This is a genomic window from Methylobacterium sp. PvR107, from assembly GCF_017833295.1.
In the GTDB taxonomy this organism is placed as follows: Bacteria; Pseudomonadota; Alphaproteobacteria; order Rhizobiales; family Beijerinckiaceae; genus Methylobacterium.
The window spans coordinates 3,457,641-3,482,390 of record NZ_JAFIBW010000001.1; the positions used below are offsets into that span (position 1 = coordinate 3,457,641).

23 protein-coding genes, 1 pseudogene and 1 other annotated feature are annotated in these 24,750 nt (G+C 66.6%); of the genes and pseudogenes, 13 read left to right on the forward strand and 11 right to left on the reverse strand.

Annotation, left to right across the window (positions count from 1 at the left end):
- Positions 1–231 precede the first annotated feature (231 nt).
- The 4 genes from JOE48_RS16320 (at position 232) to JOE48_RS16335 (ending at position 5,808) form a co-directional block, all read left to right on the forward strand.
- Complete coding sequence (locus JOE48_RS16320; protein WP_210031397.1) at positions 232–1,803, forward strand: ABC transporter substrate-binding protein; 1,572 nt, start codon at positions 232–234, stop codon at positions 1,801–1,803.
- 80 nt (positions 1,804–1,883) lie between these two features.
- Complete coding sequence (locus tag JOE48_RS16325; RefSeq protein WP_210031398.1) at positions 1,884–3,383, forward strand: M81 family metallopeptidase; 1,500 nt, start codon at positions 1,884–1,886, stop codon at positions 3,381–3,383.
- Positions 3,384–3,386: 3 nt separating this feature from the next.
- Positions 3,387–4,658 (forward strand): serine hydrolase domain-containing protein, encoded by a 1,272-nt coding sequence (locus JOE48_RS16330; RefSeq protein ID WP_245252848.1) that lies wholly within the window; start codon positions 3,387–3,389, stop codon positions 4,656–4,658.
- A 31-nt stretch (positions 4,659–4,689) separates the two neighbouring features.
- Positions 4,690–5,808 carry a M20/M25/M40 family metallo-hydrolase gene (locus tag JOE48_RS16335; protein WP_210031399.1) on the forward strand — a complete coding sequence of 373 codons (1,119 nt, stop codon included), beginning with the start codon at positions 4,690–4,692 and terminating at the stop codon, positions 5,806–5,808.
- 468 nt (positions 5,809–6,276) lie between these two features.
- Here the strand turns inward: JOE48_RS16335 and JOE48_RS16340 are convergent.
- The 4 genes from JOE48_RS16340 to JOE48_RS16355 form a co-directional block, all read right to left on the reverse strand.
- Positions 6,277–7,409, reverse strand: a protein-coding gene (locus JOE48_RS16340; RefSeq protein ID WP_210035832.1) for an IS3 family transposase whose coding sequence is annotated in 2 segments (ribosomal slippage) — positions 6,277–7,154 and positions 7,154–7,409 — 1,134 coding nt in all. Because the reading frame shifts where the segments join, the coding sequence is not laid out codon by codon here.
- A gap of 106 nt (positions 7,410–7,515) precedes the next feature.
- On the reverse strand, positions 7,516–8,025 hold the full coding sequence (locus JOE48_RS16345) for a DUF3280 domain-containing protein (RefSeq protein WP_210031400.1): 510 nt from the start codon (positions 8,023–8,025) through the stop codon (positions 7,516–7,518).
- Between the two features lie 157 nt (positions 8,026–8,182).
- Positions 8,183–10,159, reverse strand: a complete 1,977-nt coding sequence (locus tag JOE48_RS16350) for an adenylate/guanylate cyclase domain-containing protein (RefSeq protein ID WP_210031402.1) — start codon at positions 10,157–10,159, stop codon at positions 8,183–8,185.
- The gene (locus tag JOE48_RS16355; RefSeq protein ID WP_210031404.1) at positions 10,156–10,416 is read right to left on the reverse strand and encodes a hypothetical protein; all 261 of its coding nucleotides are present in this window, start codon (positions 10,414–10,416) and stop codon (positions 10,156–10,158) included. Before JOE48_RS16355 ends, JOE48_RS16350 begins: the two co-directional genes overlap by 4 nt.
- Positions 10,417–10,525: 109 nt before the next feature.
- Here JOE48_RS16355 and JOE48_RS16360 point away from each other — a divergent pair, with 109 nt between their 5' ends.
- Positions 10,526–10,804: a hypothetical protein gene (locus JOE48_RS16360; protein WP_210031405.1), complete on the forward strand. Its 279-nt coding sequence runs from the start codon at positions 10,526–10,528 to the stop codon at positions 10,802–10,804.
- Between the two features lie 50 nt (positions 10,805–10,854).
- On the forward strand, positions 10,855–11,013 hold the full coding sequence (locus JOE48_RS16365; RefSeq protein ID WP_245252849.1) for a helix-turn-helix domain-containing protein: 159 nt from the start codon (positions 10,855–10,857) through the stop codon (positions 11,011–11,013).
- 7 nt (positions 11,014–11,020) lie between these two features.
- Here JOE48_RS16365 and JOE48_RS16370 read toward each other — a convergent pair whose 3' ends face one another.
- Positions 11,021–11,404 carry a hypothetical protein gene (locus JOE48_RS16370; RefSeq protein ID WP_210031409.1) on the reverse strand — a complete coding sequence of 128 codons (384 nt, stop codon included), beginning with the start codon at positions 11,402–11,404 and terminating at the stop codon, positions 11,021–11,023.
- Between the two features lie 179 nt (positions 11,405–11,583).
- Positions 11,584–11,838, reverse strand: coding sequence for a hypothetical protein (locus JOE48_RS16375; RefSeq protein ID WP_210031410.1), 255 nt, complete (start codon positions 11,836–11,838; stop codon positions 11,584–11,586).
- 110 nt (positions 11,839–11,948) lie between these two features.
- Here JOE48_RS16375 and JOE48_RS16380 point away from each other — a divergent pair, with 110 nt between their 5' ends.
- Positions 11,949–12,488, forward strand: a complete 540-nt coding sequence (locus tag JOE48_RS16380; RefSeq protein ID WP_210031411.1) for a hypothetical protein — start codon at positions 11,949–11,951, stop codon at positions 12,486–12,488.
- A 216-nt stretch (positions 12,489–12,704) separates the two neighbouring features.
- Here the strand turns inward: JOE48_RS16380 and JOE48_RS16385 are convergent, their stop codons facing one another.
- Together JOE48_RS16385 and JOE48_RS16390 are read right to left on the reverse strand one after the other, a co-directional pair.
- The gene (locus JOE48_RS16385; protein WP_210031412.1) at positions 12,705–12,968 is read right to left on the reverse strand and encodes a hypothetical protein; all 264 of its coding nucleotides are present in this window, start codon (positions 12,966–12,968) and stop codon (positions 12,705–12,707) included.
- 175 nt (positions 12,969–13,143) lie between these two features.
- On the reverse strand, positions 13,144–13,407 hold the full coding sequence (locus tag JOE48_RS16390; RefSeq protein ID WP_210031413.1) for a hypothetical protein: 264 nt from the start codon (positions 13,405–13,407) through the stop codon (positions 13,144–13,146).
- A gap of 1,619 nt (positions 13,408–15,026) precedes the next feature.
- Here JOE48_RS16390 and JOE48_RS16395 point away from each other — a divergent pair.
- From JOE48_RS16395 to istB (JOE48_RS16405), 3 genes and pseudogenes are all read left to right on the forward strand, one after another.
- Positions 15,027–15,553 (forward strand): annotated as a pseudogene (locus JOE48_RS16395) (transposase); the annotation flags it as partial.
- Positions 15,308–15,424 (forward strand) — a sequence feature (AL1L pseudoknot). It overlaps the preceding pseudogene by 117 nt.
- A 108-nt stretch (positions 15,554–15,661) precedes the next feature.
- Positions 15,662–17,161, forward strand: a complete 1,500-nt coding sequence (gene istA, locus JOE48_RS16400) for an IS21 family transposase (RefSeq protein WP_210025731.1) — start codon at positions 15,662–15,664, stop codon at positions 17,159–17,161.
- Positions 17,158–17,937 carry an IS21-like element helper ATPase IstB gene (istB, locus tag JOE48_RS16405; protein ID WP_210031414.1) on the forward strand — a complete coding sequence of 260 codons (780 nt, stop codon included), beginning with the start codon at positions 17,158–17,160 and terminating at the stop codon, positions 17,935–17,937. The genes istA (JOE48_RS16400) and istB (JOE48_RS16405) overlap by 4 nt, the downstream gene beginning before the upstream one ends.
- A gap of 85 nt (positions 17,938–18,022) precedes the next feature.
- On the opposite strand, the gene istB (JOE48_RS16410) is transcribed toward istB (JOE48_RS16405), so the two are convergent.
- From istB (JOE48_RS16410) to JOE48_RS16425, 3 genes are all read right to left on the reverse strand, one after another.
- Positions 18,023–18,847, reverse strand: a complete 825-nt coding sequence (istB, locus tag JOE48_RS16410; protein WP_053611553.1) for an IS21-like element helper ATPase IstB — start codon at positions 18,845–18,847, stop codon at positions 18,023–18,025.
- Positions 18,844–20,328, reverse strand: coding sequence for an IS21 family transposase (gene istA, locus JOE48_RS16415; RefSeq protein ID WP_409518549.1), 1,485 nt, complete (start codon positions 20,326–20,328; stop codon positions 18,844–18,846). Before istA (JOE48_RS16415) ends, istB (JOE48_RS16410) begins: the two co-directional genes overlap by 4 nt.
- A 301-nt stretch (positions 20,329–20,629) precedes the next feature.
- Positions 20,630–21,358 carry a LysR substrate-binding domain-containing protein gene (locus JOE48_RS16425; protein ID WP_245252850.1) on the reverse strand — a complete coding sequence of 243 codons (729 nt, stop codon included), beginning with the start codon at positions 21,356–21,358 and terminating at the stop codon, positions 20,630–20,632.
- 154 nt (positions 21,359–21,512) lie between these two features.
- Here JOE48_RS16425 and JOE48_RS16430 point away from each other — a divergent pair, with 154 nt between their 5' ends.
- The 3 genes from JOE48_RS16430 (at position 21,513) to istB (JOE48_RS16440) (ending at position 24,742) form a co-directional block, all read left to right on the forward strand.
- Positions 21,513–22,334, forward strand: coding sequence for an NADH:flavin oxidoreductase (locus tag JOE48_RS16430; RefSeq protein WP_210031418.1), 822 nt, complete (start codon positions 21,513–21,515; stop codon positions 22,332–22,334).
- Between the two features lie 138 nt (positions 22,335–22,472).
- The gene (gene istA / locus JOE48_RS16435) at positions 22,473–23,987 is read left to right on the forward strand and encodes an IS21 family transposase (protein WP_210031421.1); all 1,515 of its coding nucleotides are present in this window, start codon (positions 22,473–22,475) and stop codon (positions 23,985–23,987) included.
- An 11-nt stretch (positions 23,988–23,998) separates the two neighbouring features.
- Positions 23,999–24,742, forward strand: coding sequence for an IS21-like element helper ATPase IstB (gene istB, locus JOE48_RS16440; protein WP_210031423.1), 744 nt, complete (start codon positions 23,999–24,001; stop codon positions 24,740–24,742).
- Positions 24,743–24,750: the final 8 nt, after the last annotated feature.

Genomic DNA, 24,750 nt, shown 5'->3' on the forward strand with positions numbered 1-24,750 from the left:
GGTGGGCGCGAAGCCGAATATCGGCTTTCTGACGGCAGCGCACGGCGCGGAGCGGCCTGCCTACGCCTCGGGCAGTGAAGGGCACGGGTTCATAGGCCCATCGCCCCTCCAATCATGACACCGCTTCGTCCGGCGCCCCAACTTGCCTCGCCGCTGATCCAAGGGCACTCTGCGAAGCCACCAGCGTGAAGGGCGCATGATCTTGATGGTGCCAAGCACGAGCAATCGCGCATGAGGCGCCGCGAGGTTCTCGCCGCGCTGGCTGCCGCCTCTGTCGTGCGGCCCGCGGTGGCGCAGCCCGCGAAGGTCCTGCGCTTCATTCCGGAAAGCGACGTCGCGGTCATCGACCCGATTTGGACGACCGCGACTGTCACGCGCAACCACGGCTACCTCGTCTTCGACACCCTCTACGGCCAGACCGCGCGCTACGATTTCCAGCCGCAGATGGTGGAAGGGCATGCGATCGAGGCGGATGGCCGCCATTGGCGGCTCGCCCTGCGCGAGGGCCTGCGCTTCCACGATGGCGAGCCGGTGCTGGCTCGCGACGCAGTGGCGAGCATCCGCCGGTTCGCCGCCCGCGACGCCTTCGCCCGAGCGCTGATGGAGGCCACCGACGAGCTCACCGCCGTATCCGATCGTGACGTGGTGTTCCGCCTGAAGCGGCCCTTCCCGCTGCTGCCTGCTGCGCTCGGCAAGACCGGCACCTCGATGCCCTGCATCATGCCGGAGCGCCTGGCGAAGACCGATCCCAACACGCAGGTCACCGAGATGGTTGGCTCCGGACCGTTCCGCTTCAAGGCGGACGAGCGGGTCCCGGGGGCGCTCACCGTCTACGAGCGCTTCGACGGCTACGTGCCCCGCCCGGACGGCGTGGCGAGCTTCACCGCCGGGCCGAAACGCGCGCATTACGACCGGGTCGAGTGGCGGATCGTGCCCGACGCCTCCACGGCTGCGAGTGCCTTGGCGGCCGGCGAGGTCGATTGGTGGCAGAACCCGACGCCGGACCTGCAGGGGCTGCTCCGAGCCAAGCCGCAGATCCGACTGGAGGTGCTCGATCCGGTCGGTGGCGTCGGCTGCCTGCGCTTCAACCACCTGCACCCGCCCTTCGACAATCCCGCAATCCGCCGGGCGCTGCTCGGCGCCGTCGATCAGACCGAGTTCATGAGCGCGGTTGCGGGCGACGAGCGTGCCCTGTGGAAGGACCATGTCGGCGTGTTCAGCCCGGACGCGCCGATGGCGACGCGCGACGGCACCGAGGTGCTGGTCGGCCCTCGCGACTTCGGCGCCGTAAAGCGCGCCCTCACTGAGGCCGGCTACCGGGGAGAGCGCGTCGTCATGCTCGACCCGACCGACTATCCCGCCACCCACCCGCTGGCGCTGGTTGCCGCCGAGGCGTTCCAGAAGAGCGGGCTGAATGTCGACGTCGTCGCGATGGACTGGGGCACCTTGGTGCAGCGCCGGGCGAGTCGCCAGCCCCCCGACAAGGGCGGCTGGAGCACCTTCGTCACCTACCTGAACGGCACCAACAACTTCGATCCCGCCGGCCAGCTCGGTATCCGCGGCAACGGCGATCAGGCGTGGTTCGGTTGGCCCCGGGCCCCGCAGCTGGAGGAGCTCCGCGCGCAATGGTTCGCCGCGCCCGATCCCGCCGCCCAGAAAGCGATCTGCGCCGAGATCCAGCGGCAGTTCTTCATCGACGTGCCGTACCTGCCCCTCGGCGCCTACTATGAGGCGACCGCCTATCGCGGGCTGACGGGCCTGCGCTCCGGCTTCCCGCAATTCTACGACGTCCGGCCCGCCTGACGGCCTTCGCCCATGCCCCGCTTCCGCTTGCCGCGCACCGGCCTTCGTTGGCGGCGCGCGCACTGAAGAGACAGAAGCCGATGCGCATCGCCGTGCTCCAGTTCACCCACGAGACCGTGACGTTCCTGCCGAACGACACGACCCGCGACGACTTCGTCTATCCGGGCTCCCCGGCAAGCGGCGAGGCGCTGCTCGCCACCGATCCCAAGGGCTACATGGGCGGTTTCGTCCAGATCGCCCGGGAATACGAGGGGGTCGACCTCGTCGGCCTCACCTCGCCGCTCTGGCCGCGCACCGGCATTGGCTCCGGCTGGGTGACGCAGGACGCGTTCGAGCACTTCCTCGGCGTGATGCTGGCGGAGCTGGAGGCGGGGGCGCCGTTCGACGGGGTCTATCTCGCGCTGCACGGGGCGATGGCAGTGCGCGGGGTGCCGCGCCCCGAGGCCGAGATCGCGCGGCGGGTGCGAGCCATCGTAGGCCCGGGCGTGCCCATCGCGGCGACCTTCGACCCGCACGGCAACGAGGATGCCGAGTTCCTGCACCACGCCGACCTGGCGTTCGCGGTGAAGTACTTCCCGCACTACGACATGCATCTTCAGGGGCAGCGCGCGGCGCGGATGTTGGTGCGGACGATCCGCGGCAGCTTCCGGCCGGCGCACCGGACGATCTCCATCCCAATCCTCGCCCCGACCGTGGTGATGTGGACCGGCGCCTCGCCCTGGTCGGACCTCGTGCAGCGCGCCCTTGTGTGGGAGGCGCGGGAGCCCGACGTCTTCGTCAACGTGTTCTTCGGCTTCCCCTGGTCGGACGTGCCGGATGCCGGCATGGCGGTCCAGGTGCTGACGAACAGCGATCCCAATCTCGCCGACCGGGTCGCCCGCGACATGGCGGCCTGGACGTGGCGGCACCGCGCGGCCCTGGTGTCGAGCGTCGCGATCCACCCGATGCGAGACGGCGTCGCCAAGGCATCCGAGGCCGTGCGCGCGGGCGAGGCGCCGGTCGTGCTTGCTGATTACAGCGACCGCTCGGGCCGGGCGGCCTGGCTCCTCGCCGAAGTGCTGGCGCAGGGGCTGGAGCGCACGCTGATCGCTACGGTCGCCTCGCCCACGCTCCTGGACCGGCTGCTGGCCGGGGGCGTGAAGACCGGTGATTTGTTCGACGCGGAGGTCGGCGGCCCCGTGAGCGGTGAGTTGGAGCCTTCGGCGGGCGTCCCGGTCCGCGTCACCGGGACGGTGCAGGCCATCGTCGCGGGCACGACCGGCCGGGGTGCCGGCACTTGGCTCAGCATAGCCTTCGGCCGGGGCAACGTGCTGGTCCTGAGCCCCTACCTCGTCCAGATCATGGAGCCCTCGGAACTCTGGGACCTCGACTTCACGCCGGAGGATTTTGACGTAGTGGCGATCAAGTCCCGAGTCCATTTCCGCCGGGGTTTTGACGACAGCGGCTACGCGAAAACGATCCTGCTGGTTGAGCCGCCGGAGCCATTCGTCGGGACGGTGCACCTCGACGCTCTCCCCTACCAGCATCTGCGGCCCGGCGACTTCTACCCGTACGGAGCTCCCGCCTTCGACGCCGAATAGCGCATGGTCCCCGGCGATGCCGCCGCGGCGGCCATGCGCTACATTGTGGCCATGCCGAACGCGCCGGTCTTCTCCCTCCCCCGCCTCGATCGCCTCGGCGACCGCTTGGTCGCCGATGTCGCGAGCGGTGCGATCGCGGGGGCCGACCTCCTCGTCGGGGGCACAGGCGGCGACATCTGGCGGCGCACTGTCGGCTTCCGGGACAGCGTTGCGGGCATCGCTCTCGAGCCAGACGCGCTCTGGCGGATCTATTCGATGACCAAGGTCGTCGTCTCGGTCGCCACCATGGTCCTCGCCGAGCACGGCGCCCTGCGCCTCGACCAGCGGGTCGCGGACTTCATCCCCGCCTTCGGACGGCTTGGGGTGCTGGATCCGGAGGGCCGCGTCGCGCCCGCTCAGACTGCACCCACCGTTCAGGATCTCCTGCGCCACACTGCGGGGATTGCCTACGGCTATCTCGGCGACGGGCCCGCGCGGCGAGCCTACGAGATCGATGGCCTGCTCGCGGAGGATCTCGACAACGAAGCCTTCGCCGCACGGATCGCCCGCCTGCCGCTAGAGCACGCGCCCGGAACGGTCTGGCACTACTCGCACGCCACCGACGTGCTCGGCCGCGTCCTGGAGGTGGCGGGCGGTGCGGATCTGCAGGGCGTCCTCGGCGCGACCCTTCTCGAGCCTCTCGGCCTCGCCGACACCCGGTTTCGGGTCCCGGCGGCGCTGGCCGCACGCGTCGCCCAGCCGCTGCCCCAGGCACCTGGGCAGCGGCCAGCCTTCCACGATCCGACCGAGCCCCGGCGCAGCCAGCGAGGCAATGGCGGCCTCGTATCGAGCACCGCGGATTACACCCGCTTCCTGCGCATGCTGCTGGCCGGCGGCGCCCTCGATGGTGTGCGGATCCTGGCTCCAGCGAGCGTTCGGCTCATGACCTCGGATCATCTCGGGACGGCGATCGCGAAGGGCGCCTACTATCCGCCAGGGCCGGGCTACGGCTTCGGGCTGGGGGTGGCGGTCCGGCTCGCGGCCGGCGAGGCGCCGGTTCTGTGCAGCGTCGGCGACTGGTTCTGGAGCGGCGTCGGGGGCACCTACTTCTGGGTCGATCCGACGGCGGGCTTCTTCGCCCTCCTGATGATGCAAACGTCAGCGGCCACGCAGCGCCAGCATTACCGCACGCTGACCCGCGCCATGGTCTACGCCGCGCTCGACGTCGCCCGAGGTGAAGGATGCCGTCACGGCGTCTCAGCTCTGATTTTTGGTGAGACTGCGACATCGTTATGATCTCGGCGTCCACGCCATCCAGGATCGCACGATGTCGTCCCCGCTCTCGGAAATCGTCGCCTTGGCCTCGCGGTTGATCGCGCTCGACACCCGCAGCAGCCGCAGCAATCGCGGACTCGCCGATCTGATCGTCAGCGAGTTGCCGGAATTTGCGGTCGAGCGGCTGGACTTCACCGACCCGGAGGGCGTCGAGAAAACCGCGCTCGTCGCCCTGCGCGGCGAGGCCGGCGGCTGCCTCGCCTTCTCGGCGCACATGGACACGGTGCCGCCGGTCGGCTGGGCGCGCGATCCGTTCCAACCCGCAGTCCAGGATAATCGGCTCTATGGTCTGGGGAGCTGCGACATGAAAGGGCCGATGGCCGCGGCCATCGTCGCCGCCCGCAGCCTGCCCACCGACCGCGCCGCGATGCTGCTGCTGACTTGTGACGAGGAGACGACAAAGGCCGGCGCTCGGCGCATCGTCGCCGAGAGTCAGATGCTCAAGACTCACCCACCCGCCGGCATACTCGTCGCCGAACCGACAAACCTGCGCCCCCTGCGCGGGCATCGCTCCGACGTGCAATTCACCGTAACGGCCCGCGGCATCCAGGCCCATTCCTCGACCGCGGATGGACTGAATGCCAACATCGCCCTGATCCCGTTCCTTTCCGAGATGCGAGACATCTACCTCGCCCTGCGCGCCGATCCCGGGCTCCAAGATCAATGCTACGTGCCGCCCTGGTGCGATCTCAACATCATCGTCGACAACCACGGCACAGCGACTAACATCACAGCCCCGCTGGCGACTTGCCGAATGAAGTTCCGGTACTCGAAGGCGATCGATCCGATGTGGGTCATCGAGCGCGTTGAAACGGCCGCGCGTCGTGAGGGCTTGGACCTTGTCGTACGTCAGGAGGGGACACCGCCCGAATTAGCAATTGATCATTCCATGGTGCAGTTGGCCGCAGCCGTCACCGCAGCGTCGCCCGATGTCGGTGCGTTCGGCAGCGATGCCTCGCAGTTCGCCACAGTGGCGCCGACCTTGATCCTCGGTCCGGGCTCCATGGAGCAGGCGCACAAGCCGGAGGAGTTCATCGACCTGAAGCAGCTTGAACGATCGATCACGATCTTTCAACAATTGGCCATCGCGCTGCCAATGGCCGCCCGATAGCCGTCAAATCTGGCGGCGTGCTGGAGAAACCAGTGGCCTAGGCTCGCGTCCATGACGGGGCGTTGAGGTGCTGCCGCCGGCCGGAGTTGGCCGAATGCGGAATGGCTGCTTCCGAGAAGGTAAGCAGGAAAAGCGGACGGCCTTCTATCGACCCGAACCGGTCGCTTGGAGTGTTAGGGGCGCTTCCCGAAAGCGGTCATCGGTTGGCCACTCGGTGACTTCGGCTCAGGGTGGTGAGCCGTCATTATGTTGCTGCCCGAAAGCCGACGTTCGGCTTTGCGCCCAATTGAGACATTCAGCTGGCCGCGACAGCATCCTGTAAGCGGACGCTACCGGTCAGATTCTGTCGCGCGCGATAACTCGTATTGAAGTCTCTGACCTGTGCGGTAGCAGAAGGGCCACTCTCAGAGGTGGTTCGGTTTGTCTGAACAGCGAACTGGGCTTGGATGAGTGGGTATCCTGCCGGGTTCAGGCCGCCACGGGATGCGGCAGCCTGTCGAAGTAGGCTTGGTCTGGGGTGCGCCGGTCAAGGCTCGAATGGGGCCTGCGGTCGTTGTAGAAGGCGAGATACCGGCCGATCGACGCGCGCGCCATGCTGACGGTGTCGTAGGCTCGCAGGTAGATCTCCTCGTATTTGACTGACCGCCACAATCGTTCGACGAAGACGTTGTCGCGCCACGCGCCTTTGCCGTCCATGCTGATGGCGATCCCCGCCTGCCGCAGCACGCTGGTGAAGGCGTGGCTGGTGAACTGCGAGCCCTGGTCGGTGTTGAAGATCTCCGGCTGACCGTGCCGGGCGAGCGCCTCCTCAAGAGCCTCCACGCAGAAATCGGCCTCCATGGTGATCGATAACCGCCAGGACAGGACCGGGCGGCTGAACCAGTCGATCACGGCCGCCAAGTAGACAAACCCACGCGCCATTGGAACGTAGGTGATGTCCATCGCCCAGACCTGATTGGGTCTGTCGATCGTTAGCCCCCGCAGCAGATACGGGTAGATCTTGTGCCCCGGCGTAGGCTTCGAGGTGCTCGGTTTGCGGTAGAGCGACTCGATGCGCGAGCGCTTCATCAGCGTCGCGACATGGCAGCGGCCAATCGCGACGCCCTCTCTGTTGAGGAGATCCCGCATCATCCGGCTCCCCGCGAAGGGCAGTTCGAGATGCAACTCGTCCATCCGCCGCATCACCGCGAGATCAGCGGCTGGGACCGGACGTGGCAGGTAGTAGACGCTGCCCCGGCTGATCCCGAGCGCCTTGGTCTGTTTGGCGATGGGCAGATCGTGCCCGCCATCGATCATCGCTTTGCGCTCAGCAGACCGGCTTTGCCGAGCGCGCCGGATAAAAAATAGTTGGTCAGCGTCAACTCGCCGATCTTGGCGTGCAGCGTCTTCACGTCGATAGCCGGTGCCGCCTCCGACCGGGGCGCGGATCCGAACACCCCGGCAGCCCCGTCGAGAAGCTGAGTCTTCCAGGCCGTGATCTGGTTGGGATGGACATCGAAATGCTGGGCCAGTTCGGCCAGGGTCTTCTCGCCCCGCAGGGCATCCAGAGCCACCTTCGCCTTAAAGGCTGGGAGCTGGTTCCGGCGTTGTCGCTTGCTCATCATCGCTCCTGATCCGCAGCCATCCTGGCCGCCATCAGGCAGAAATTCCACTCAGCCCCGCTGTGCAATTTCCCCGAGCCACCTCTGTCTCGTCTGCTTGATGAAGCTAACGGCTGGCGTCGGCAGCGGGCGGTGGCAAGCTGTTCTTTACGAGGTACTTCACCCCATGGTCGAAGGAGGCATCGTTGTCGCCGCGGATGTCGACGCTGTAGGCCCGCTCAGCCGTACCAGCCTTCAGGTCCTTCACGTAGACGTTGATGTTGAGGATCAGGTTCGAGACTTTCTGGATCTCACCCGTGATCGCCACGTCCGCCCCGAGCTTGCGGGCGAAGTCGTCGGCGCAGCCACCACATTTGCGCAGTTCTGCACCTTTGGCGACCTCGGCTTTGACCGGATCCGTCGAGACGATCTCGTAGCGGCCCGATTCCTTAAGCTGCGCCCGCAGCAGATCGCTCAACGTGCCGAGACGGGCCACATCAGCGTCGGTTGGCCCCTGGGCTCCGAGGTTGGCGAGCTGGAAATCAAAAACAGCAGCCTTGGGCGGCTCGGCGTGAGCAGCCGTGGCAGCGAACAGCATCGCGACGACTGCAGATGTCTCGCAAGAGCAGAGCTTCATGAGCGTTCCTCGACGATCTATCGTTGATCGGGGAACGCGCGAACGGATGATCCGTCGCGAAATGGTGCCTATCCCTTCCGCTGCCGAAACCGGATCCCGGCCCCGCCGCCGTTCTCCGGGATGAACTACAGGCCGGGACACTCGCGACCAGCTACTGTTACTCCTCGGGCAGCCCCGCCTTGCGGAGGCCGTCGACGATGCGCTGGTACTCCGCAAGGAACGTCGGATTGCGTGACCAGTCGGCATTCGCCCATTTCTTCACGGTGTAGCCCGGCATGAGCTTCAGAACGTTCTCTACCGCGTCGCGCGCCTCATCCATGCGGTCAGTCCAAGCATAGGCGGCAGCAAGATCGATGTAGGCCGCCCAGTACGGAGCGTGGCTCACCGAGCGACGGTTCCAGGCGATGCTCTCCTCCCAATGCGCGAGATGCGCATGCGCGTGGCCGATCCAGTACTCCCAGATAGACATCGCCGGGTCGAGGGGACTCAGCCGGATCGCTTTCTCAACAAAGGGAAATAGGTCGAGCGCTCGTCCGGCGTAAAGATTGTTTAGACCAGCAACCGCATAGGCGATTGTCAGGTTGGGATTGTATTCTATCGCGATCTTACTCTCGTTAAGCGCCTCATCGAAGCGTTTCTGTGCCCGAAGAACCTCACCCAGTGTGTAGTGCGCCATCCCATCACTGGACAGGAGCGCTAGCGCCTGCCTCGCGAGTTCGTCGGCACGCCGGGTATCTGCTTCCATATCCGGGCTGGCCCGGGTGTTGACCTGCTGGGCCAAGGCGCGGGCTAAGCCGACCTTGGCGTGTGGGGCGCTCGGGTCGATCGCCAACGCCCGCTCGAAATATTCGCGGGCCTCCGCAGTATTCGCCGGCGATCGCGGCCGATTGAGAGCCGCCCATCCGCGCATGGCCAGATCGGCAGCGTCCGGGTTGTCCGGGCGCTCTCGCAGTGAGCGCAAGCTCTCGGCCTGGATCAGCTGGACGTCGAGTGAGCGGGCTAGCCGCGCCAAGAACTCGAATTGCAGCTCGCCGAGGCGCGACCGCTCGCCCTCGAAGCGATCCGCCCACAGATGTGCGCCGGTCTCGGTGGAGATCAGCTGCGCGTTCAGCACGATGCGCTCGCCCACGCGGCGCACGCTGCCCTCCAACGCATAGCTCACGCCGAGATCGCGTCCGAGCTGGCGCAGGTCGACGGTTTTGCTTTTGTAGGTGAAGGCGGTATTGCGTGCGATGACGAAGCTGCCGGAGAGATGCGACAGGTCAGTGGTTAGGTCTTCTGTCAGGCCGTCGGCGAAGAATTCCTGCTCGGGATCGTTGCTCAGGTTCGAGAACGGCAGCACCACGAGGGACAGTCCCGGCACTGGTTTAGCCGGTAGGCCGGTGCGTACGGCGATCGTCGCGTCACCCGATACTTGGTTCGAGGGTGCTCGAACGGACCACGGCAGGGACCACCAGGCTAGAGCCACCGCTGCGACGACAGCTGGGATCGCTACCCGTGCGAGGCGGCGCTGGCGCGCAATCGGTATCGCTGTTGCTACCACGGGACCACGCGGCAGCGTAGCGGGCTCGTCCTCTGCGGCCGGCTCCGCGAGGTCCTGTATCGCGGCGGCCGAGAGGGCGAACACACCGACCGGCCGAGCTATGTTTTTCAGTTCGAGCTTACCCTTGTCCTCGAACCGGTAGGGCAGACGGTCGCGCACCTGATCGTGGACCGAGCGCGAAATGCACAGGCCGCCTGACTCTGCCAGCGGTTCGAGGCGTGCTGCCACGTTTACTCCGTCACCATAGAGGTCGCCGTCGGGCTCGGCGATCACGTCGCCGAGGTTGATCCCGATGCGCATGTGCATCGCCTGCCCCTCTGGCAGACCGGCATTGTAGGCCGCAGCCGCGCGCTGGATCGCCACCGCGCAGGCCACGGCCCGGACGGGGCTGGAAAACTCGACCAGAACGCCATCGCCCGTCGATTTCACGATCCGGCCGCGGGCAGCAGCGATACGAGGGTCAACGACCTCCCGGCGTAGCGCCCTCAAGCGCCGCAGCGTTCCATCCTCGTCAGCCGAGATCATCCGGCTGTAGCCGACGACGTCGGTGATCAAGATGGCGGCGAGGCGGCGCTCTCCAGACTGGCTCATGGACCGCCTGCGCCCGCATGATCCTTCCGACGTAGCTTCACGCCCGGCTCGCCGCCATTGGTGAACTCGACGCCGGCCGCTTCAAGCGCGCGCTGGACAGCTGTGATCGTCTTCAGCCCGCTTTTAAGCGTGTCCGCTCCACACGCCTCCATGTTGCGGATCGTCCCGATGCTGACGCTCGACGCTTCCGCCAACGCCAACTGCTCTACGCCGGCTAGAGCCCGTGCAGCCTTAAGTTGGTTCCCTGTCGTGAGCATCGTTTGATCCGGCAGCAAATGATTTTGCTATCATAACCATTCTAGGCTTGACGGCAAACAGAACTGGATTACTCTTAGAACCAATTAAATGGTTATGGAAGTCAAGTTGATGTCCTACCGCACCGTCTCCTGGATCACCATTGACCGCGCCGGTCGCGACGCTCGCGCCAAGATCCCCGCCGGCCTCCTCAGCGCTCGCGCCCTCATCCAGTTCGGTGCTCGCACTCGCCCCCTCGCCACCGCCGGTCGCTATAACCTGGCCGCCGCCTGCGCCGCCGCCCCCGGCATCATGGAGCGCTGCGGCGTCTCCCGTCGCGAGGCGATGTCCTCTGCCCTTAAAGCCGCTTGGCAGGTCGCCAAGGTCGCCCACCGCGCCGCCGCTCACTGAGGAGCCGCAGCATGGCCCGCAACCCGGAACCGAGAGTTGAAGCTCCACGAGTGGCTCCCGCGGATCCGCTGGCTTACCGACCGCGCGACGCTGCCGCTGCCATCGGGGTCAGCGAGGCGCTGATCTACGAGCTGATCTTGGAAGGCACTCTGCCGGCGCGGAAGCTACGCGGCGCCACGATCATCCTGCGGTCGGATCTCGTGGCCTGACGCCCCTCTACAGGCGCAGTAGCCATCGCGCTGCCGCGTCGGCGCTGTCTTCAGGCCGCGAGTTGAAGGCGATCGGCGTGCCGGGGGCGCCTTCACCCACAGCGTTGATCACCACTTCGAATTCTTCGAGGTGCGTCGAACTCATCCGAACGCCGCCCCCAATCACCACACAGTCATAGCGTGCAGAGGCCAGCTGCCGTTTGACCATCTCTTTGATCGTCTCGTCCGGCCGGATCGCGCAGAAATCGGCCTGCCAGCCTCGATCCCGCATCCGTTGCAAGCCAACCTCGATACCGGCAGCGATCTTCTCAGCGTCGATGCCGGGAGGCAGGCCAGGATCGGAGAAGTCGACGGCATCCGGTGCGTAGCCGATCAGCAAGACGCGAGGCATGAGCGATCTCCGGGGTAACCCTCGTGAAATGACCGTCTCGCGATCAGCCGGCAAGGACTTGGGCGCTTCTGTCGTTTAGGTCGCCACGGAGCCATTGCCGCTCTGCTCGGGGTCGCGGAGCCATCATACGGCACGCAGGTGCGGGCGACACTGCGAAGGGCAGCTGGCCGAGAGGTCTGCTAGTCTCGTGCAGGTTTCGGTTCCGGCTTGGTAGCTCGCGTCAGGCTCTGGATCGCTCGTGGCGGTCGACCTGCCTTCTGTGCGATCTCGGCTTCCTGCTGCTCAATGAGTTCGCGGGCGGGCTGATCACCGTCGAGACCACCCAAGATTTCCATAGGCACGCGCCGGTTCGAGGCCCGACTACCATCCTCGAAGACGACATCGAACAGAACGAAACCCCGCTCCTGTGGGAGCAGCTTGATGCGCTTGGCCATGGGGCGCTGATACGCCAGCAAGCTCGGCCGCACCACAACAACGGACGCGGTTGACGGTATGAGCGCACGGGAGGAGGCTCCGTGCGGGGGCAGCTACGGAGTTAGCCACCATGAGCGACTTCGATCACATCCTGAACTGGAAGCTTCTCGCGGGTTCGCACACCTTCCCGGGCATAGACGGAGGCACCTGCATCAATGAAGCGGCAATCGTGGCATGCGGATTCCCGTACCAGTCCGTCGTCTCGGTCAGCGCCATGCCGAGCTGCTTTTCGCGCCCAATCTGCCAGCTCGCCATGCAGTTGAACGACAATGCGACGGATACGCAGCGGCAGCGCCTGATGCTGTTTGTGACGCGGCTGGCCTGTGCGGATACGCCTGCGGTCGAGCGACAGCGGGCCCGATACATCGACACCCACATCAATCGAGGCCAATTCTTCGCACGCGATTTCCAATTCGATGGAGGGCTACGCGTCCTCGAAGGCGCGCTCGCCATCGGGCGGCAGGCAGATCCGCTCGGCTTGGACGAGGCGGCGAGCCGGTTAGGCGCGGCGCGGGGACCCGGTACCCCGGCAAAGAAGCGAACCGGCCTCTTGCCTGCGAAGGTGAAGTCGTGGCTGGGCCTGCTGGAGACGCCTGAGAACGTGGGGTGATACCCAATTGCGGGGCGGTGCTGCGGGAACTCAGGCGGCAGGTCAGAACGCCTACAGGAAGGGCCTGTCGCAAACAGGAACAGGCTCGCGTTCATGGGTCGTCAGGCGTACCGCCCCAGCTTACCGCTTCGCTCGAGAGCCGGCCCATGATCCTTCTCGCCCTCAAGCTGAAGCGAGAAGCTCGCGGCGATTTCAACGACCGGACCGCCTATGCGGCTAGTGCGCCCAGCTCGCGGCCTCGGCATCGTGGAGCGCGATGAACTCGGAGCATAGCTGCTCCAGGTCGTTGCGAGGCTCCAGCTCGGGCTGATCGCGCTTGGCAGTTGCCCACGCCTCAACCGCGGCCTCAGCGCCCAGGTACACCGCCATCTCTTGCGTGAGCGAACGCGCCGGGCCGAAGCCGAGCCGGTCTCCAACCTTGCGCTCCACGGCCGCCATCGCCTCAAGGACGTGGAAATGGGTGATGTGCATCTCGGTCATGCTGACACTCCGGTCGACAGGAGTGTCTCGGATGATCGCAGCTGGGCGTTCATGGCTTTGAACCGGCCGGGGACGCGATGCTAGACGTCCGAAAGCTCGCACGAGACAAGCATAACATGAAAGCTGTCCGCCGCGCAGGTGCGGGCGGTGCTACGGAGGCTGAGGGATCGGCAGCCTACGGCGCAACCGGATGGGCTGCCATCATGGCAGCCGCCAGCGCCGTCCGAAACCCAGCATCAAGCGGTCTAGACCGGCCCACCGTAGCGAAGACTGGTGACGCGTTCACAAGCGCCGCAAGATCGAGGATGTGTCCGCTGGCGAAGCGATAGGGTCGGGCCGACGGGTTCAGCATGTAGGCGTCAATCGCCACGACGACCTCTTGGCTGCTGATGATGCCGGCCTTGCGCAGTTCGGCGAGGGTTCGAGGTTCGGCAGCCATGGACGACCTGACCGCCTCCGCCACGTTGACTTAACCGTGCCGCCCGGCCGACATGGATCGTTCCGGCCCAGCCGCAGTGATCGTCGCAAGCGTCCACTCGGCCACCGAAGATGTCGCGGACCTGCACGAGCGACTCAATTGAGCTTGCCCATGCCCGGCAAGCACCTTGTTGCAAACCACACGCGCTTCAGCGGACGTGGTGTAGGTCTGTGGCGGGCGCTCCAAATGCAGCGCGCCATCGGGCGAGAAAATGAGTGCACGGACGTGATAAGCAAGTGCGTGCATCGCATGGCCTCACGCCTCGCGCAAAATGACTACGCGATCTATCCGGCATCGACGCCATAGCGATCATGGTAGCAGGTAGCTGACCGCCGGTCCAAACCTTACCGCTACCGCAGTCGCGAGTAGCGCGTAGATTGCCCAGCGAAACCCGAGATCGGGATCGTGATGCGATGGCACCCGCGTATGCCTATCCATTCGGGCCTCCATCTGTAAGCAATACAAAAATCACCAGCCGGGAACAGAGTCCCGAACCGGCGATTGTTGTAGTGCGGCGCGGTACGCATGCCGCACCGCAGCCCCTCTTGGGGCGTTTCCTCCCTAGGCTCGGGCCGCTCATTCGTGGGCGGTCCTTTTTGTCTAGGTCTATGTCAACATAAATATTCCAACATAGTTCCCGGCAATCGCGCTCAATATTCAAGCTTGTCAGCTAGTTTAACGGTCCGCGATCATTCCTCTGCTCACGGCATATCGGATGAGATCGGCATCCGTCATAATGAAGTCGCCCATTTTCCAGTGCTGGAAATCATCCCCGCACGGGGTAACGGTGGCTCCTTCGGCCCGTAGAGCTGCTACGGCCTCCAAGACGGGAGCAAGGCGGCCAGGTTTCGGTCTAGCCAACCAACGATGCAGCCAAGTGAACACATTCGATCGCATGGCGGCGACCGCAAACGGTAAGACCAGGCTATGAGATAGGGCGCTAGCGCGACGGATCAGGTAGCAGGCCCGCTCCCGACACACTGGGGCGGGCCTTCCGTCCCGTCATCCGCGATGATGTCCGAGGCACGCTCCTCGGCAGCAGTCGATCAGAGCTGCTGAACCTTCTTGGACGTGTCGCGGTGCCGGTAGAAATCCCAGAGCAGGAATGCGGGGAACGGGAGCATGATGGCGAAGAAGATCCAGTCGAACATCTGCGGCATAGCGTGAGCCTCCTGTTCGGTGGGTAACCCTTGCTCCAGTGGTACGGTTCTCGGTTGTGGCTTGGTGCCCTATGATAGGGGCAGGAGGCTTACGAATTTCTGGGAGGTTTGCCGGGGCGGCCGGTAAACTCCGGTTTAAATAGCGACCTCGGCTCACTCTACCGTGCGTCACTTCACGGGCAGCAGGGTCGGGCGTGATCGCGTCCCACTGGTAGAACGTGCGGCGGTCACCGGTCAGGACCTCGGCAACCCCATCGATTGCATCCACGACCCGCTCAACGGCCTTGTAGAGCTCGGCTTGCAGCTTGGCCCTGGTCGACACGTCGATACAGGATCGACGCCACCGGGCAGCCTCATCGAGGAAGGCGACTGAACCGCCCCGGGTTTTCCGGAGGCTCCAACTCTTGAGAGACTGGAGCCATGACGAAGCATACCCCACCCTTCTCCCGCGAGGTTCGCGAGCGTGCGGTCCGGCTGGTGCGGGAGCACGAGAGCGAGCACGGCTCGCAATGGTCTGCGATCCAGTCGATTGCCGCCAAGATCGGCTGCTCGGGTGAGACGCTGCGCAACTGGATCCGGCAGGCCGAGCGGAACCGTGGTGTGCGGCCCGGCCCCACGAGCGCTGAGCGCGAGCGGATCAAGGTGCTGGAGCGGGAGGTTCGCGAACTGCGGCAGGCCAATGAGATCCTGAGGAAGGCATCGGCGTATTTTGCCCAGGCGGAGCTCGACCGCCGGTTCAAGCGATGATCGCCTTCATCGACGATCACCGCGCGCTCTACGGGGTCGAGCCGATCTGCAGGGTGCTGCCGATCGCCCCGTCGACGTACGACGCCCATGCCGCGCGGCGGCTCGATCCCGGCAGGCTGCCGGCTCGGGCCAAGCGGGACGCAACGCTCGTGGCCGAGATCCGGCGTGTGCACGCGGCCAACTTCGGCGTCTACGGCGTCCTGTGTAGGGCGGTGACAAAACCATCCACTGGAGCGTCGGCGTCGTGCTGATGCGGGCGGCGTAAAAGCCGGCCAGTGGAGAAGCTTCTCTTTCGAGAGGAGCTGGGGATGTTTGCCGTGGAAGTCTACGCGGCCGTTCGGCAGTTCGTGTTTATCGAGGGCAACTCTCGGCGTGAGGCGGCTCGAGTGTTCGGGCTGAGCCGAGAGACGATCGCCAAGATGTGCCGGTTCTCCCTGCCGCCGGGCTATACGCGCTCGAAGCCGGTCGAGAAGCCGAAGCTTGGGCCTCTTCTGCCGGTGATCACGGCCATCCTGGAAACGGACCGAAGCGCGCCGATCAAGCAGCGGCACACGGCCAAGCGGATCTTCGAGCGTTTACGCGACGAGCACGGCTATGCCGGCGGCTACACGGTGGTGAAGGACCACGTGCGGATCTGCCGATCGCAGGGGCGGGAGACCTTCGTGCCGCTGGCCCACCCGCCTGGCCATGCCCAGGTTGACTTCGGCGAGGCGGTGGCCACGATCGGCGGCGTGCGTCGCAAGATCCATTTCTTCTGCATGGACCTGCCGCACTCCGACGCCTGCTTCGTGAAGGCATATCCGCGGGAGACCACCGAGGCGTTCCTCGACGGGCACGTCGCCGCCTTCGCCTTCTTCACGGGCGTGCCGCTGTCGATCCTGTACGACAACACGAAGATCGCGGTCGCCAAGATCTGCGGTGACGGGCAGCGCGAGCGCACGCGCGCCTTCACCGAGTTGGTGAGCCACTACCTGTTCCGCGACCGCTTCGGCCGTCCGGGCAGGGGCAACGACAAGGGCAAAGTCGAAGGGCTGGTCAAGTTCGCCCGGTCCAACTTCATGACCCCGGCTCCGGAGGCAGCTTCGTTCGAGGCGCTGAACGCTGATCTGGAGCGACGCTGCCGAGTCCGGCAGGATGAGTGTGCCGGTCGGTCTGCCGAGCTCATCGGTACGCGGCTCGTGGCCGACCGTGCGGTCCTGCGCGCCCTGCCGGCGGTCCCGCTGGAGCCGTGCGAGAAGCGGGCTGGTCGTGTCTCCTCGACCGCGCTGGTGCGCTATCACGGCAACGACTACTCGGTGCCCACCGCCTACGGCTTCCGGGACGTGCTGGTGAAGGGCTTCGTCGACGAGGTCGTGATCCTGTGCGGCGGGATCGAGATCGCCCGGCACGAACGCAGCTACGGCACCGGCGTGTTCGTCTCCGAGCCGCTGCACTACCTCGCGCTGATCGAGACCAAGCCGAACGCCCTCGACCAAGCGGCGGCCCTCCAGGACTGGGATCTGCCCGAGGCGTTCCAGCACCTGCGCCATCTCCTGGAGGCGCGCATGGGCAACCGGGGCAAGCGCGAGTTCATCCAGGTGCTGCGCCTGATGGAGGCGATGCCCAAGGACGTGGTGGCCGCAGCCGTCGCGGAGGCGATCCGGCTCGGGGCGATCGGCTTCGATGCGGTCAAGCTGATTGCGCTGGCCCGACTCGAGCACCGACCGCCCCGGCTCGACCTGGCAGCCTATCCGCACCTGCCCAGAACCACGGTGCGGACCACCGTGGCTGCCGACTATGCCGTGCTGGTGCCGGAGGTGGCCGCATGAGCCCGGCGCGCGACGAGACCACGCCGGGCGTCCTGCTGGCTCACCACCTCAAGCAGCTCAAGCTGCCCACGGTGCTGCGCGAGTACGACAAGGTTGCCCGCGAGTGCGCTCAGAGCGGCCTGGACCACTCGCGCTACCTGTTGCGGCTGGTTGAACTGGAGCTGATCGACCGTGAGCGGCGCATGGTCGAGCGCCGCATCCGGGCGGCGCGCTTCCCGGCGGTGAAGAGCCTCGACACGTTCGACTTTGCCGCGATCCCGAGCCTGAACAAGATGCTCGTGCTGGAACTGGCCCGCTGTGGCTACATCCTCGGCCGGGAGAACGTCATCGCACTTGGCAACTCGGGCACTGGCAAGACCCACATCGCCTTGGCTCTCGGCTTGGCGGCTTGCCAGAAGGGCTTCTCGGTCACGTTCACCACCGCGGCCTCGCTGGTCAACCAACTCCTGGAGGCGCGCGACGAGCGTCGTCTGCTCCGGCTTCAGCGCGAACTAGCCGCGGTCAAGCTCCTGATCGTCGACGAACTCGGCTACGTGCCGCTGTCGTCGACGGGGGCGGAGTTGCTGTTTGAGGTCTTCTCGCAGCGCTACGAGCGTGGCTCGACCGTGGTGACCTCGAACCTCCCGTTTGAGGACTGGACGTCAGTTCTGGGCTCGGAACGGCTCACGGGCGCGCTGCTCGACCGGCTGACCCACCACGTCAGCATCCTGAGCCTGAACGGCAACAGCTACTGTAGCGCGGCGATCTGGATGAGATGTCAGCGACAATCAGGATGAGTGACCGGTGTCGCGGCGGGTTGATGATGAGCGGGTCGATCGACCGGCGCAAGGTGGCGTCGGGTCAGGTTCGTGTCGCGGAGCGTCACGCATCGGCAGTTTTGATTGTCGCGCGAGTTGGCGGTCGACCAGGACCGCGTTTCCGATCCAGGGCCGTGCGACGCCGGTAGCTCTCGACGTTCATCTCGAAGATGGTGGCATGGTGCACCAGCCGGTCGACGGCAGCGAGCGTCATGGCCGGATCGGGGAAGATCCGACCCCACTCGCCGAAGGGCTGGTTGGCGGTGATCATCAGGGAGCGGCGCTCGTAGCGGGCGCTGATCAGCTCGAACAGCACGCTCGTTTCGGCTTGGTCCTTGGTGACGTAGGCGAGGTCGTCGAGGATCAGCAGGTCGAAGCGGTCGAGCCGGCCGATGGCCGCCTCCAGGCCGAGGTCGCGCCGGGCGACCTGCAGCTTCTGGACGAGGTCGGTGGTGCGGGTGAACAGCACCTTGAAGCCGGCCTCGACGAGAGCGAGCCCGATCGCGGCGGCGAGATGGCTCTTCCCACCGCCAGGTGGACCGAACAGGAGCAGGTTGGCCCCCTGCGCCAGCCAAGCGTCGCCGGCGGCGACCGCCATGACCTGAGCCTTCGAGAGCATCGGCACGGCGGCGAAGTCGAAGCCATCGAGCGTCTTGCCGGGTGGCAGGCGCGCCTCGGCGAGATGACGCTCGATGCGTCGTCTGTCGCGCTCGGCCAACTCGTGCTCGGCCAGCGCCGCGAGGAAGCGGGCGGCAGGCCAGCCCTCCTTGTCGGCCTGTTCGGCAAAGCGGGGCCAGACGGTCTTGATGGTCGGCAGGCGCAGCTCACCGAGCATGATCCCGAGCCGGGCGGTGTCGACCGCGGTGGTGGTGCGGGCCAGGGCCTTCATGCCGCCCCTCCCGTCGTGACGCCGTCGAGGAGGCTCTCGTAGCTCGCCAGCGAGCCGAGGGCGACGTTGACGTGAGGGATGGTAGCCGGATCGGGTGCGAAGCGGGCACGCAGGACGGCTAGATCGGGCAGGCGCTTGGCGGCCAGTTCGACGGCCAGGCATTCGGCGAGTTCGGCCTCGCAGCCGCGGTCATGGGCCAGCGCAAGTAAATCGACGGCGATGCGGCAGGCCTGCCGTTCCGGAAGCGCGGCGCGCAGGGACTCAAAGGCGTGCCGGTAGGGTGCCCGCGGGAAGAGCCGGTCGCGGTAGACGAGGTTGAGCAGCGCCATCGGCTTGCGCCGGAGGGCGTGGATGACGTGGTGGTAGTCGACGACCTGATCGTGCCGTCCGTCCGGATGAGCCCGCCCCCGCGGCAGGGTGAAGAGGTGGGATCCGCCGACGAAGACGTCGAGGCGGTCGTCGTAGAGGCGCACGCGCAGGGTGTGGCCGATCAGGCGCGAGGGCACGGTGTAGAACACCTTGCGCAGGCGGAACCCGCCGGCCGAGGAGACGCGCACGCTGACCTGCTCGTAGTCGCACGAGCGCCGCTCGGGCAGCCGCGCCAGGACAGCCCGCTCGCTGTCGATGCGCTTAGCTTGGCGGGCGTTGCGGCGTCCGACGAGCTCGTCGACGAAGGTGCGGTAGGCGGTCAGGTCGGGGAAGTTGGTGCTGGTGCGCAGCAGGAGCGCATCGGCGAGGGCCCGCTTGAGGTGGCCGTGCGGGCCCTCCACCGAACCGTTCTCGTGGGCGAGGCCGGCGTTGTTGCGGGTGGGCGTCATGCCGTAGTGGGCGCACAGGGCCTCGTAGCGGCGGGTGAGATCCTCCTGGGCGGCCTCGTCGAGGTTGCGGAAGGCGGCCGAGAGGCTGTCGGTGCGGTGCTCGCGCGGCACGCCGCCGAGAGACCAGAGGGCATTCTGCAGCCCTTCGGCGAGCGCCACGAAGCTCTCGCCGCCGAGCACGACGTGGGCGTGCTCGAAGCCGGAGTAGGCGAGCCGGAAGTGGTAGAGCCGATGGTCGAGGCGCAGCCCAGCGATGCTGACGCCGAGATCGGCCATGTCGGTAAAGTCCGACAGTCCCATCCGCCCGGGCTCGTGGGTCTGACGAAAGATGACGTCCTGGTCGGCTCCGTGCACGGCGCGCCAAGCCCGGATACGCCGCTCCAGTGTCCGTCGGACCCCTTCACCGAGATCGGGATGACGGCGCAGGATCTCCTCGAAGACGGCCACCGGCCTCAGGCCGGGCGCGGCTTCGAGCAATGGCACGATCTCGGCCTCGAACACCTCGGCGAGGGGATCGGGCCGACGCCGTCCGCGCGGGGTCTTCTTAGCCGAGGGCAGACGCGGATCGGCGGCAATGCGATGGCCGGTGGCGGGACTGAAGGCGGCCTTGGCGGCGGCCGCAGCGACGCTGTCGCTCTGACGGAACTGCATGAAGAGCCTCATCTGGTGATCGGTCACGTGGCGGCCGGGCACGGGCAGGCTCCTCAAACTGAGGACGACCCGCAGCTGGCCCGGTGGCCGCGATCACCAGACGACGTGCCCCTGAAGGTCACGCCGACGCCGATCCGATGCCTCCGGTCGGGCTCTGCCCTCCTTGCGTCATCAGATCGGCGGTTCCTCTCATCTTGATTGACGCGCTGGTCTCATCCTGATTGCCGCGCTGCAACAGCTACCGCCTCAAAACTTCCCGCAGCCGGCGCGGCCGGGCCGAAGGGGCGGAGCAAAACCAGGCCACCGCCGATCCTCACGACCCCGAGACGGGCGAGATCCCGCCGGCCTGACCCTTACGATCGGCGACGAACGAAGAAGGGGCCCGATCGGGCCCCTTCTTCGTTCGAGCTGCACGTTGCCAGTGGCCTGATTTTGCTCCGACACGGCGGCCTGGAATTGGTCCGCCCTTTACAGTCAGACAGGTGTGCTCGTCGAGGTCGACGAGCCGTTCGGGGAGTCCATGTCTCGCGAGGTAGCTCGGCGCGGCGCAGAGGATGCGTGGGTTGTCGGCCAGCTTCACTGCGACCAGCTCGGATGCCTGCAGTGTGGCGACCCGCAGCGCGACGTCGATGCCGGATGCCGCGATGTCCACGACCCTGTCGCTAAACATCAGGTCTACGTGGAGCAGAGGGTTCTGGGCAATCAGCCGTACAGCCTGCGGCACCACGAGCGCACGCCCGATCCGGTTGGGCGCTGTCACGCGCAGGACGCCGCTTAAGCCTTCGTGACGCTCCGAGAAAGCCGCCATGGCGGCGGCCTTCGCGTCGAGCATGGCTTGGGCGAGCGGGAGGAACGTCTCGCCATCCGCTGTGAGGGCTATGGTCCGGGTGGTGCGATGGAGAAGGCGAACCCCGAGCTCCGCCTCCAAGGCAACTAGGCGGCGGCTGACCGCCATCGGCGAATGACCCGACAGCCGCCCCGCGGCGGACAGGCTTCCGGCCGAGACGATGGAGCAGAAGAGCGCGACGTCCGACAGGTCCATCAGCATATCACCATGCGATAAGATCCTTCTCGTCTAAGCTCGCTACTGCTCATTCATTGACAAAGCTAGCTATGCGCTCATCGAAGCGCGACCCGTCTCATCCACCGCGCCTATCGACGGTCAACGGCGGGTCAGATTGCAGGGCGAGGTCATCATGAGCACGTGCGCCGACACCCTCTTCACGACCACCGATATAAACGGGCTGGCAATCCGCAACCGCTTCGCGGTCGCCCCAATGACCCGGATCAGCGCGAACGAGGACGGGACCGCGAGCGAGCGGATGGCGCGCTACTACGAGCGCTTCGCCCGTGGCGGCTTCGGTCTGCTGATCACCGAAGGCATCTACACGGATCAGGCGTTTGCGCAGGGCTACCATCATCAGCCGGGTCTCACCGACGAGGCGCAGGGTCTCGCCTGGCGACCGATCGTCGAGGCTGCCCACCGGCACGGCGCCCGCTTCTTCGCGCAGGTGATGCACGCCGGTGCGATCAGCCAAGGCAATCGCTTCCGCGACGGCACCATCGGTCCCTCGGCCGTCCAGCCCCGGGGCAGCCAGATGGAGTTCTACTACGGCAAGGGCGCCTACCCGGCACCGTCTGCCATGACGGACGGGCAGATTGCCGAGGCGGTCGACGGGTTCGCCGCCTCTGCCGAGCGTGCTGTCGCCGTCGCGGGCTTCGACGGGATCGAGATCCACGGTGCAAACGGCTACCTCATCGACCCGTTCCTGACGGAACACACCAACCGGCGAGGCGACCGGTGGGGCGGCGACGCCCGCGCACGCACCGCGTTCGCTGTGGCGGTGATCAAGGCTGTGCGCGCAAAGGTCGGCGGGAACGTGCCGGTCGGCATCCGGATCTCACAGGGCAAAGTCAACGACTTCACCCACAAATGGGCTGGTCGCGAGCAGGACTGCGGATTCCGACGGAAGCCGGCCACCCATTCCGACGCGAAGCCGGCCAGCGTTCCGATTTGATGTCGGCCACCATTCCGAGATGAAGCCGGCCACCTGGTAGTCGATATCGGCGACGGATCATCCCCGCGGGTCAGCAACCGCGGCATCCCTGTCCTCGACCACGAGGAGAGCGGGATGCCGGCCAGGAGAGAGCTGACCATGCGACAGATCAAGCAGATGCTGCGGCTCGCCCGCGACGGGGTGAGTTCGCGAGAGATCGGGCGAACGCTGGGCATCGCCCGCTCGACCGTGCAGGACAACCTCGCCCGAGCGAGCGCCGCCGGCCTGACCTGGCCGCTCGGCCCCGAGGTCACCGACGCGGTGCTGGAGCAGCGCCTGTTTGCCCGGGCCGGGGTGAAGCAGGGCATGCGCCGGCTGCCCGAGCCGGACTGGCCGTGCCTGGTCCGGGAGATGCGCCGGCCCGGGGTCAACCTGACGGTGCTCTGGGAGGAGTACCGGGAGGCCTATCCGGAGGGCTACGGCTACTCCCGGTTCTGCGATCTCTACAAGGAGTTCGAGCGCCGGCTCACCCCGGTGATGCGTCAGCACCATGCCGCCGGCGACAAGGTCTTCGTCGACTACTCCGGCAAGAAGGTCGGGATCGTCGATCCCGCCACCGGTATCGTGCGCGAGGCCGAGATCTTCGTGGCGGTGCTCGGCGCGTCGAGCCTGACCTACGCCGAGGCGACCTGGACGCAGACGCTGCCCGACTGGATCGGCGCGCATGTCCGCCTGTTCCGCTTCCTCGGCGGCGTCCCACGCCTCGTCGTGCCAGACAACCTCAAGAGCGGGGTCCACAAGGCGTCGTTCTACGATCCCGAGCTCAACCGCTCCTACGGGATGATGGCCGAACATTACGGCGTCGGCGTCCTGCCGGCCCGGCCCCGCAAGCCGCGCGACAAGGCCAAGGTCGAGGCCGGTGTTCGCTTCGCCCAGAGCTACATCCTGGGACGGCTGCGGCGCCAGACGTTCTTCTCCCTGGCCGAGTGCAATGCCGCCATCGCCGCGATGGTGGAGCGTATCAACGCTCACCGCATGCGCCGGCTCGGCACCACGCGCCGCGCCCTGTTCGAGGCGATCGAGCGCGCGGCGCTGCGGCCGCTGCCGGAGCAGGACTACACCTTCGCCGAGTGGCGATTGGCCCGGGTCAACCTCGACTACCACGTCGAGGCGGGCGGCTTCCTGTACTCGGTGCCCCACGCCCTGATCCGCGAGCAGGTCGACGTCCGCCTCACGGCGCGCACCGTCGAGGTGTTCCATCGCGGACAGCGCGTCGCCGCCCACGAACGCCGCTACACCGGACGGCGGCACGGCACCGATCCCGACCACATGCCCAGCGCCCATCGCCGCTACGCCGAGTGGAGCCCCGAGCGCTTCCGGCGCTGGGCGCGCGGCATCGGGCCGGAGACGGAGGGGCTGGTCATCGCCATCCTCCACGACCGGCCTCATCCCGAGCAGGGCTTCCGTACCTGTCTGGGCATCCTGCGCCTCTACCGGGGGCTCGACCCCGGCCGGGCGGAGGCCGCCTCGGCCCGAGCCGTGGCGCTCGGCGCGCTCACCTACAAGAGCATCGCCTCGATCCTGGCCAACGGTCTCAACCGCGCGACCGCGCCGGCCGAGGCCGTCCCGGTGATGCTCCACCCCAACCTACGCGGCCCGCGCTACTTTCACTGACGGAGACGCCGATGCTCACCCATCCCACCCTCGAGCTCCTGCACGAACTCGGCCTGAGCGGCATGGCCTCGGGCTTCAAGGCGCTGGACGCCAACCCGGAGGCCCACGCCCTCGGCCACGCCGAGTGGCTCGGATTGCTCCTTGACCACGAGGCCACGGCTCGGCGGCAGAAGCGCTTCGAGGCCCGCGCCCGCGCCGCACGGCTGCGCCATCCCGCCAGCATCGAGGACGTCGATTACCGCAGCCATCGCGGCCTGGACCGTGCCCTGTTCCTCAAGCTCGCCACCGGCGACTGGATCCGGACCCGGCGCAACCTCGTGATCACCGGCCCCTGCGGCGTGGGCAAGAGCTGGCTCGCCTGCGCGCTCGGGCACAAGGCCTGCCGGGACGACCTCTCGGTCCTGTACTACCGGGTCCCACGCCTGTTTGCGGCGCTCAGCCTCGCGCGTGGCGATGGCCGCTACAGCCGTCTGCTGCGCCAGATCGCGAAGGCGAACCTGCTGATCCTCGACGATTGGGGCCCCGAGCCGCTCCTGCCCGAACAGGCGCGCGATCTTCTGGAGATGGTCGAGGACCGCTACGACGCCGGCTCGACCCTGATCACCAGCCAGGTCCCGGTGGATCGCTGGTACGAGATCATCGGCATCCCCACGCTCGCCGATGCCGTCCTCGACCGGCTGCTGCACAACGCTCACCGCATTGAACTCGCCGGCGAGAGCCTGCGCAAACGCAAGGCGGCCGAGCCCGCCGCTTGACCTGTCCG

Bases quoted from the DNA above. Each gene is read 5' to 3' on its own strand.
- JOE48_RS16325 (WP_210031398.1), top strand. From the start codon at position 1,884: ATGCGCATCGCCGTGCTCCAGTTCACCCACGAGACCGTGACGTTCCTG.
- JOE48_RS16330 (WP_245252848.1), top strand. From the start codon at position 3,387: ATGGTCCCCGGCGATGCCGCCGCGGCGGCCATGCGCTACATTGTGGCC.
- istA (WP_210031421.1), top strand. From the start codon at position 22,473: ATGCGACAGATCAAGCAGATGCTGCGGCTCGCCCGCGACGGGGTGAGT.
- JOE48_RS16360 (WP_210031405.1), top strand. From the start codon at position 10,526: ATGTCCTACCGCACCGTCTCCTGGATCACCATTGACCGCGCCGGTCGC.
- JOE48_RS16375 (WP_210031410.1), bottom strand. From the start codon at position 11,838: ATGGCCAAGCGCATCAAGCTGCTCCCACAGGAGCGGGGTTTCGTTCTG.
- JOE48_RS16350 (WP_210031402.1), bottom strand. From the start codon at position 10,159: ATGAGCCAGTCTGGAGAGCGCCGCCTCGCCGCCATCTTGATCACCGAC.
- JOE48_RS16355 (WP_210031404.1), bottom strand. From the start codon at position 10,416: ATGCTCACGACAGGGAACCAACTTAAGGCTGCACGGGCTCTAGCCGGC.
- JOE48_RS16370 (WP_210031409.1), bottom strand. From the start codon at position 11,404: ATGCCTCGCGTCTTGCTGATCGGCTACGCACCGGATGCCGTCGACTTC.
- JOE48_RS16345 (WP_210031400.1), bottom strand. From the start codon at position 8,025: ATGAAGCTCTGCTCTTGCGAGACATCTGCAGTCGTCGCGATGCTGTTC.
- JOE48_RS16380 (WP_210031411.1), top strand. From the start codon at position 11,949: ATGAGCGACTTCGATCACATCCTGAACTGGAAGCTTCTCGCGGGTTCG.
- JOE48_RS16425 (WP_245252850.1), bottom strand. From the start codon at position 21,358: ATGGACCTGTCGGACGTCGCGCTCTTCTGCTCCATCGTCTCGGCCGGA.
- JOE48_RS16430 (WP_210031418.1), top strand. From the start codon at position 21,513: ATGAGCACGTGCGCCGACACCCTCTTCACGACCACCGATATAAACGGG.
- istB (WP_210031423.1), top strand. From the start codon at position 23,999: ATGCTCACCCATCCCACCCTCGAGCTCCTGCACGAACTCGGCCTGAGC.
- JOE48_RS16335 (WP_210031399.1), top strand. From the start codon at position 4,690: ATGTCGTCCCCGCTCTCGGAAATCGTCGCCTTGGCCTCGCGGTTGATC.
- istA (WP_210025731.1), top strand. From the start codon at position 15,662: ATGTTTGCCGTGGAAGTCTACGCGGCCGTTCGGCAGTTCGTGTTTATC.
- JOE48_RS16390 (WP_210031413.1), bottom strand. From the start codon at position 13,407: ATGGCTGCCGAACCTCGAACCCTCGCCGAACTGCGCAAGGCCGGCATC.
- istB (WP_210031414.1), top strand. From the start codon at position 17,158: ATGAGCCCGGCGCGCGACGAGACCACGCCGGGCGTCCTGCTGGCTCAC.
- JOE48_RS16320 (WP_210031397.1), top strand. From the start codon at position 232: ATGAGGCGCCGCGAGGTTCTCGCCGCGCTGGCTGCCGCCTCTGTCGTG.
- istA (WP_409518549.1), bottom strand. From the start codon at position 20,328: ATGAGGCTCTTCATGCAGTTCCGTCAGAGCGACAGCGTCGCTGCGGCC.
- istB (WP_053611553.1), bottom strand. From the start codon at position 18,847: ATGAAGGCCCTGGCCCGCACCACCACCGCGGTCGACACCGCCCGGCTC.
- JOE48_RS16385 (WP_210031412.1), bottom strand. From the start codon at position 12,968: ATGACCGAGATGCACATCACCCATTTCCACGTCCTTGAGGCGATGGCG.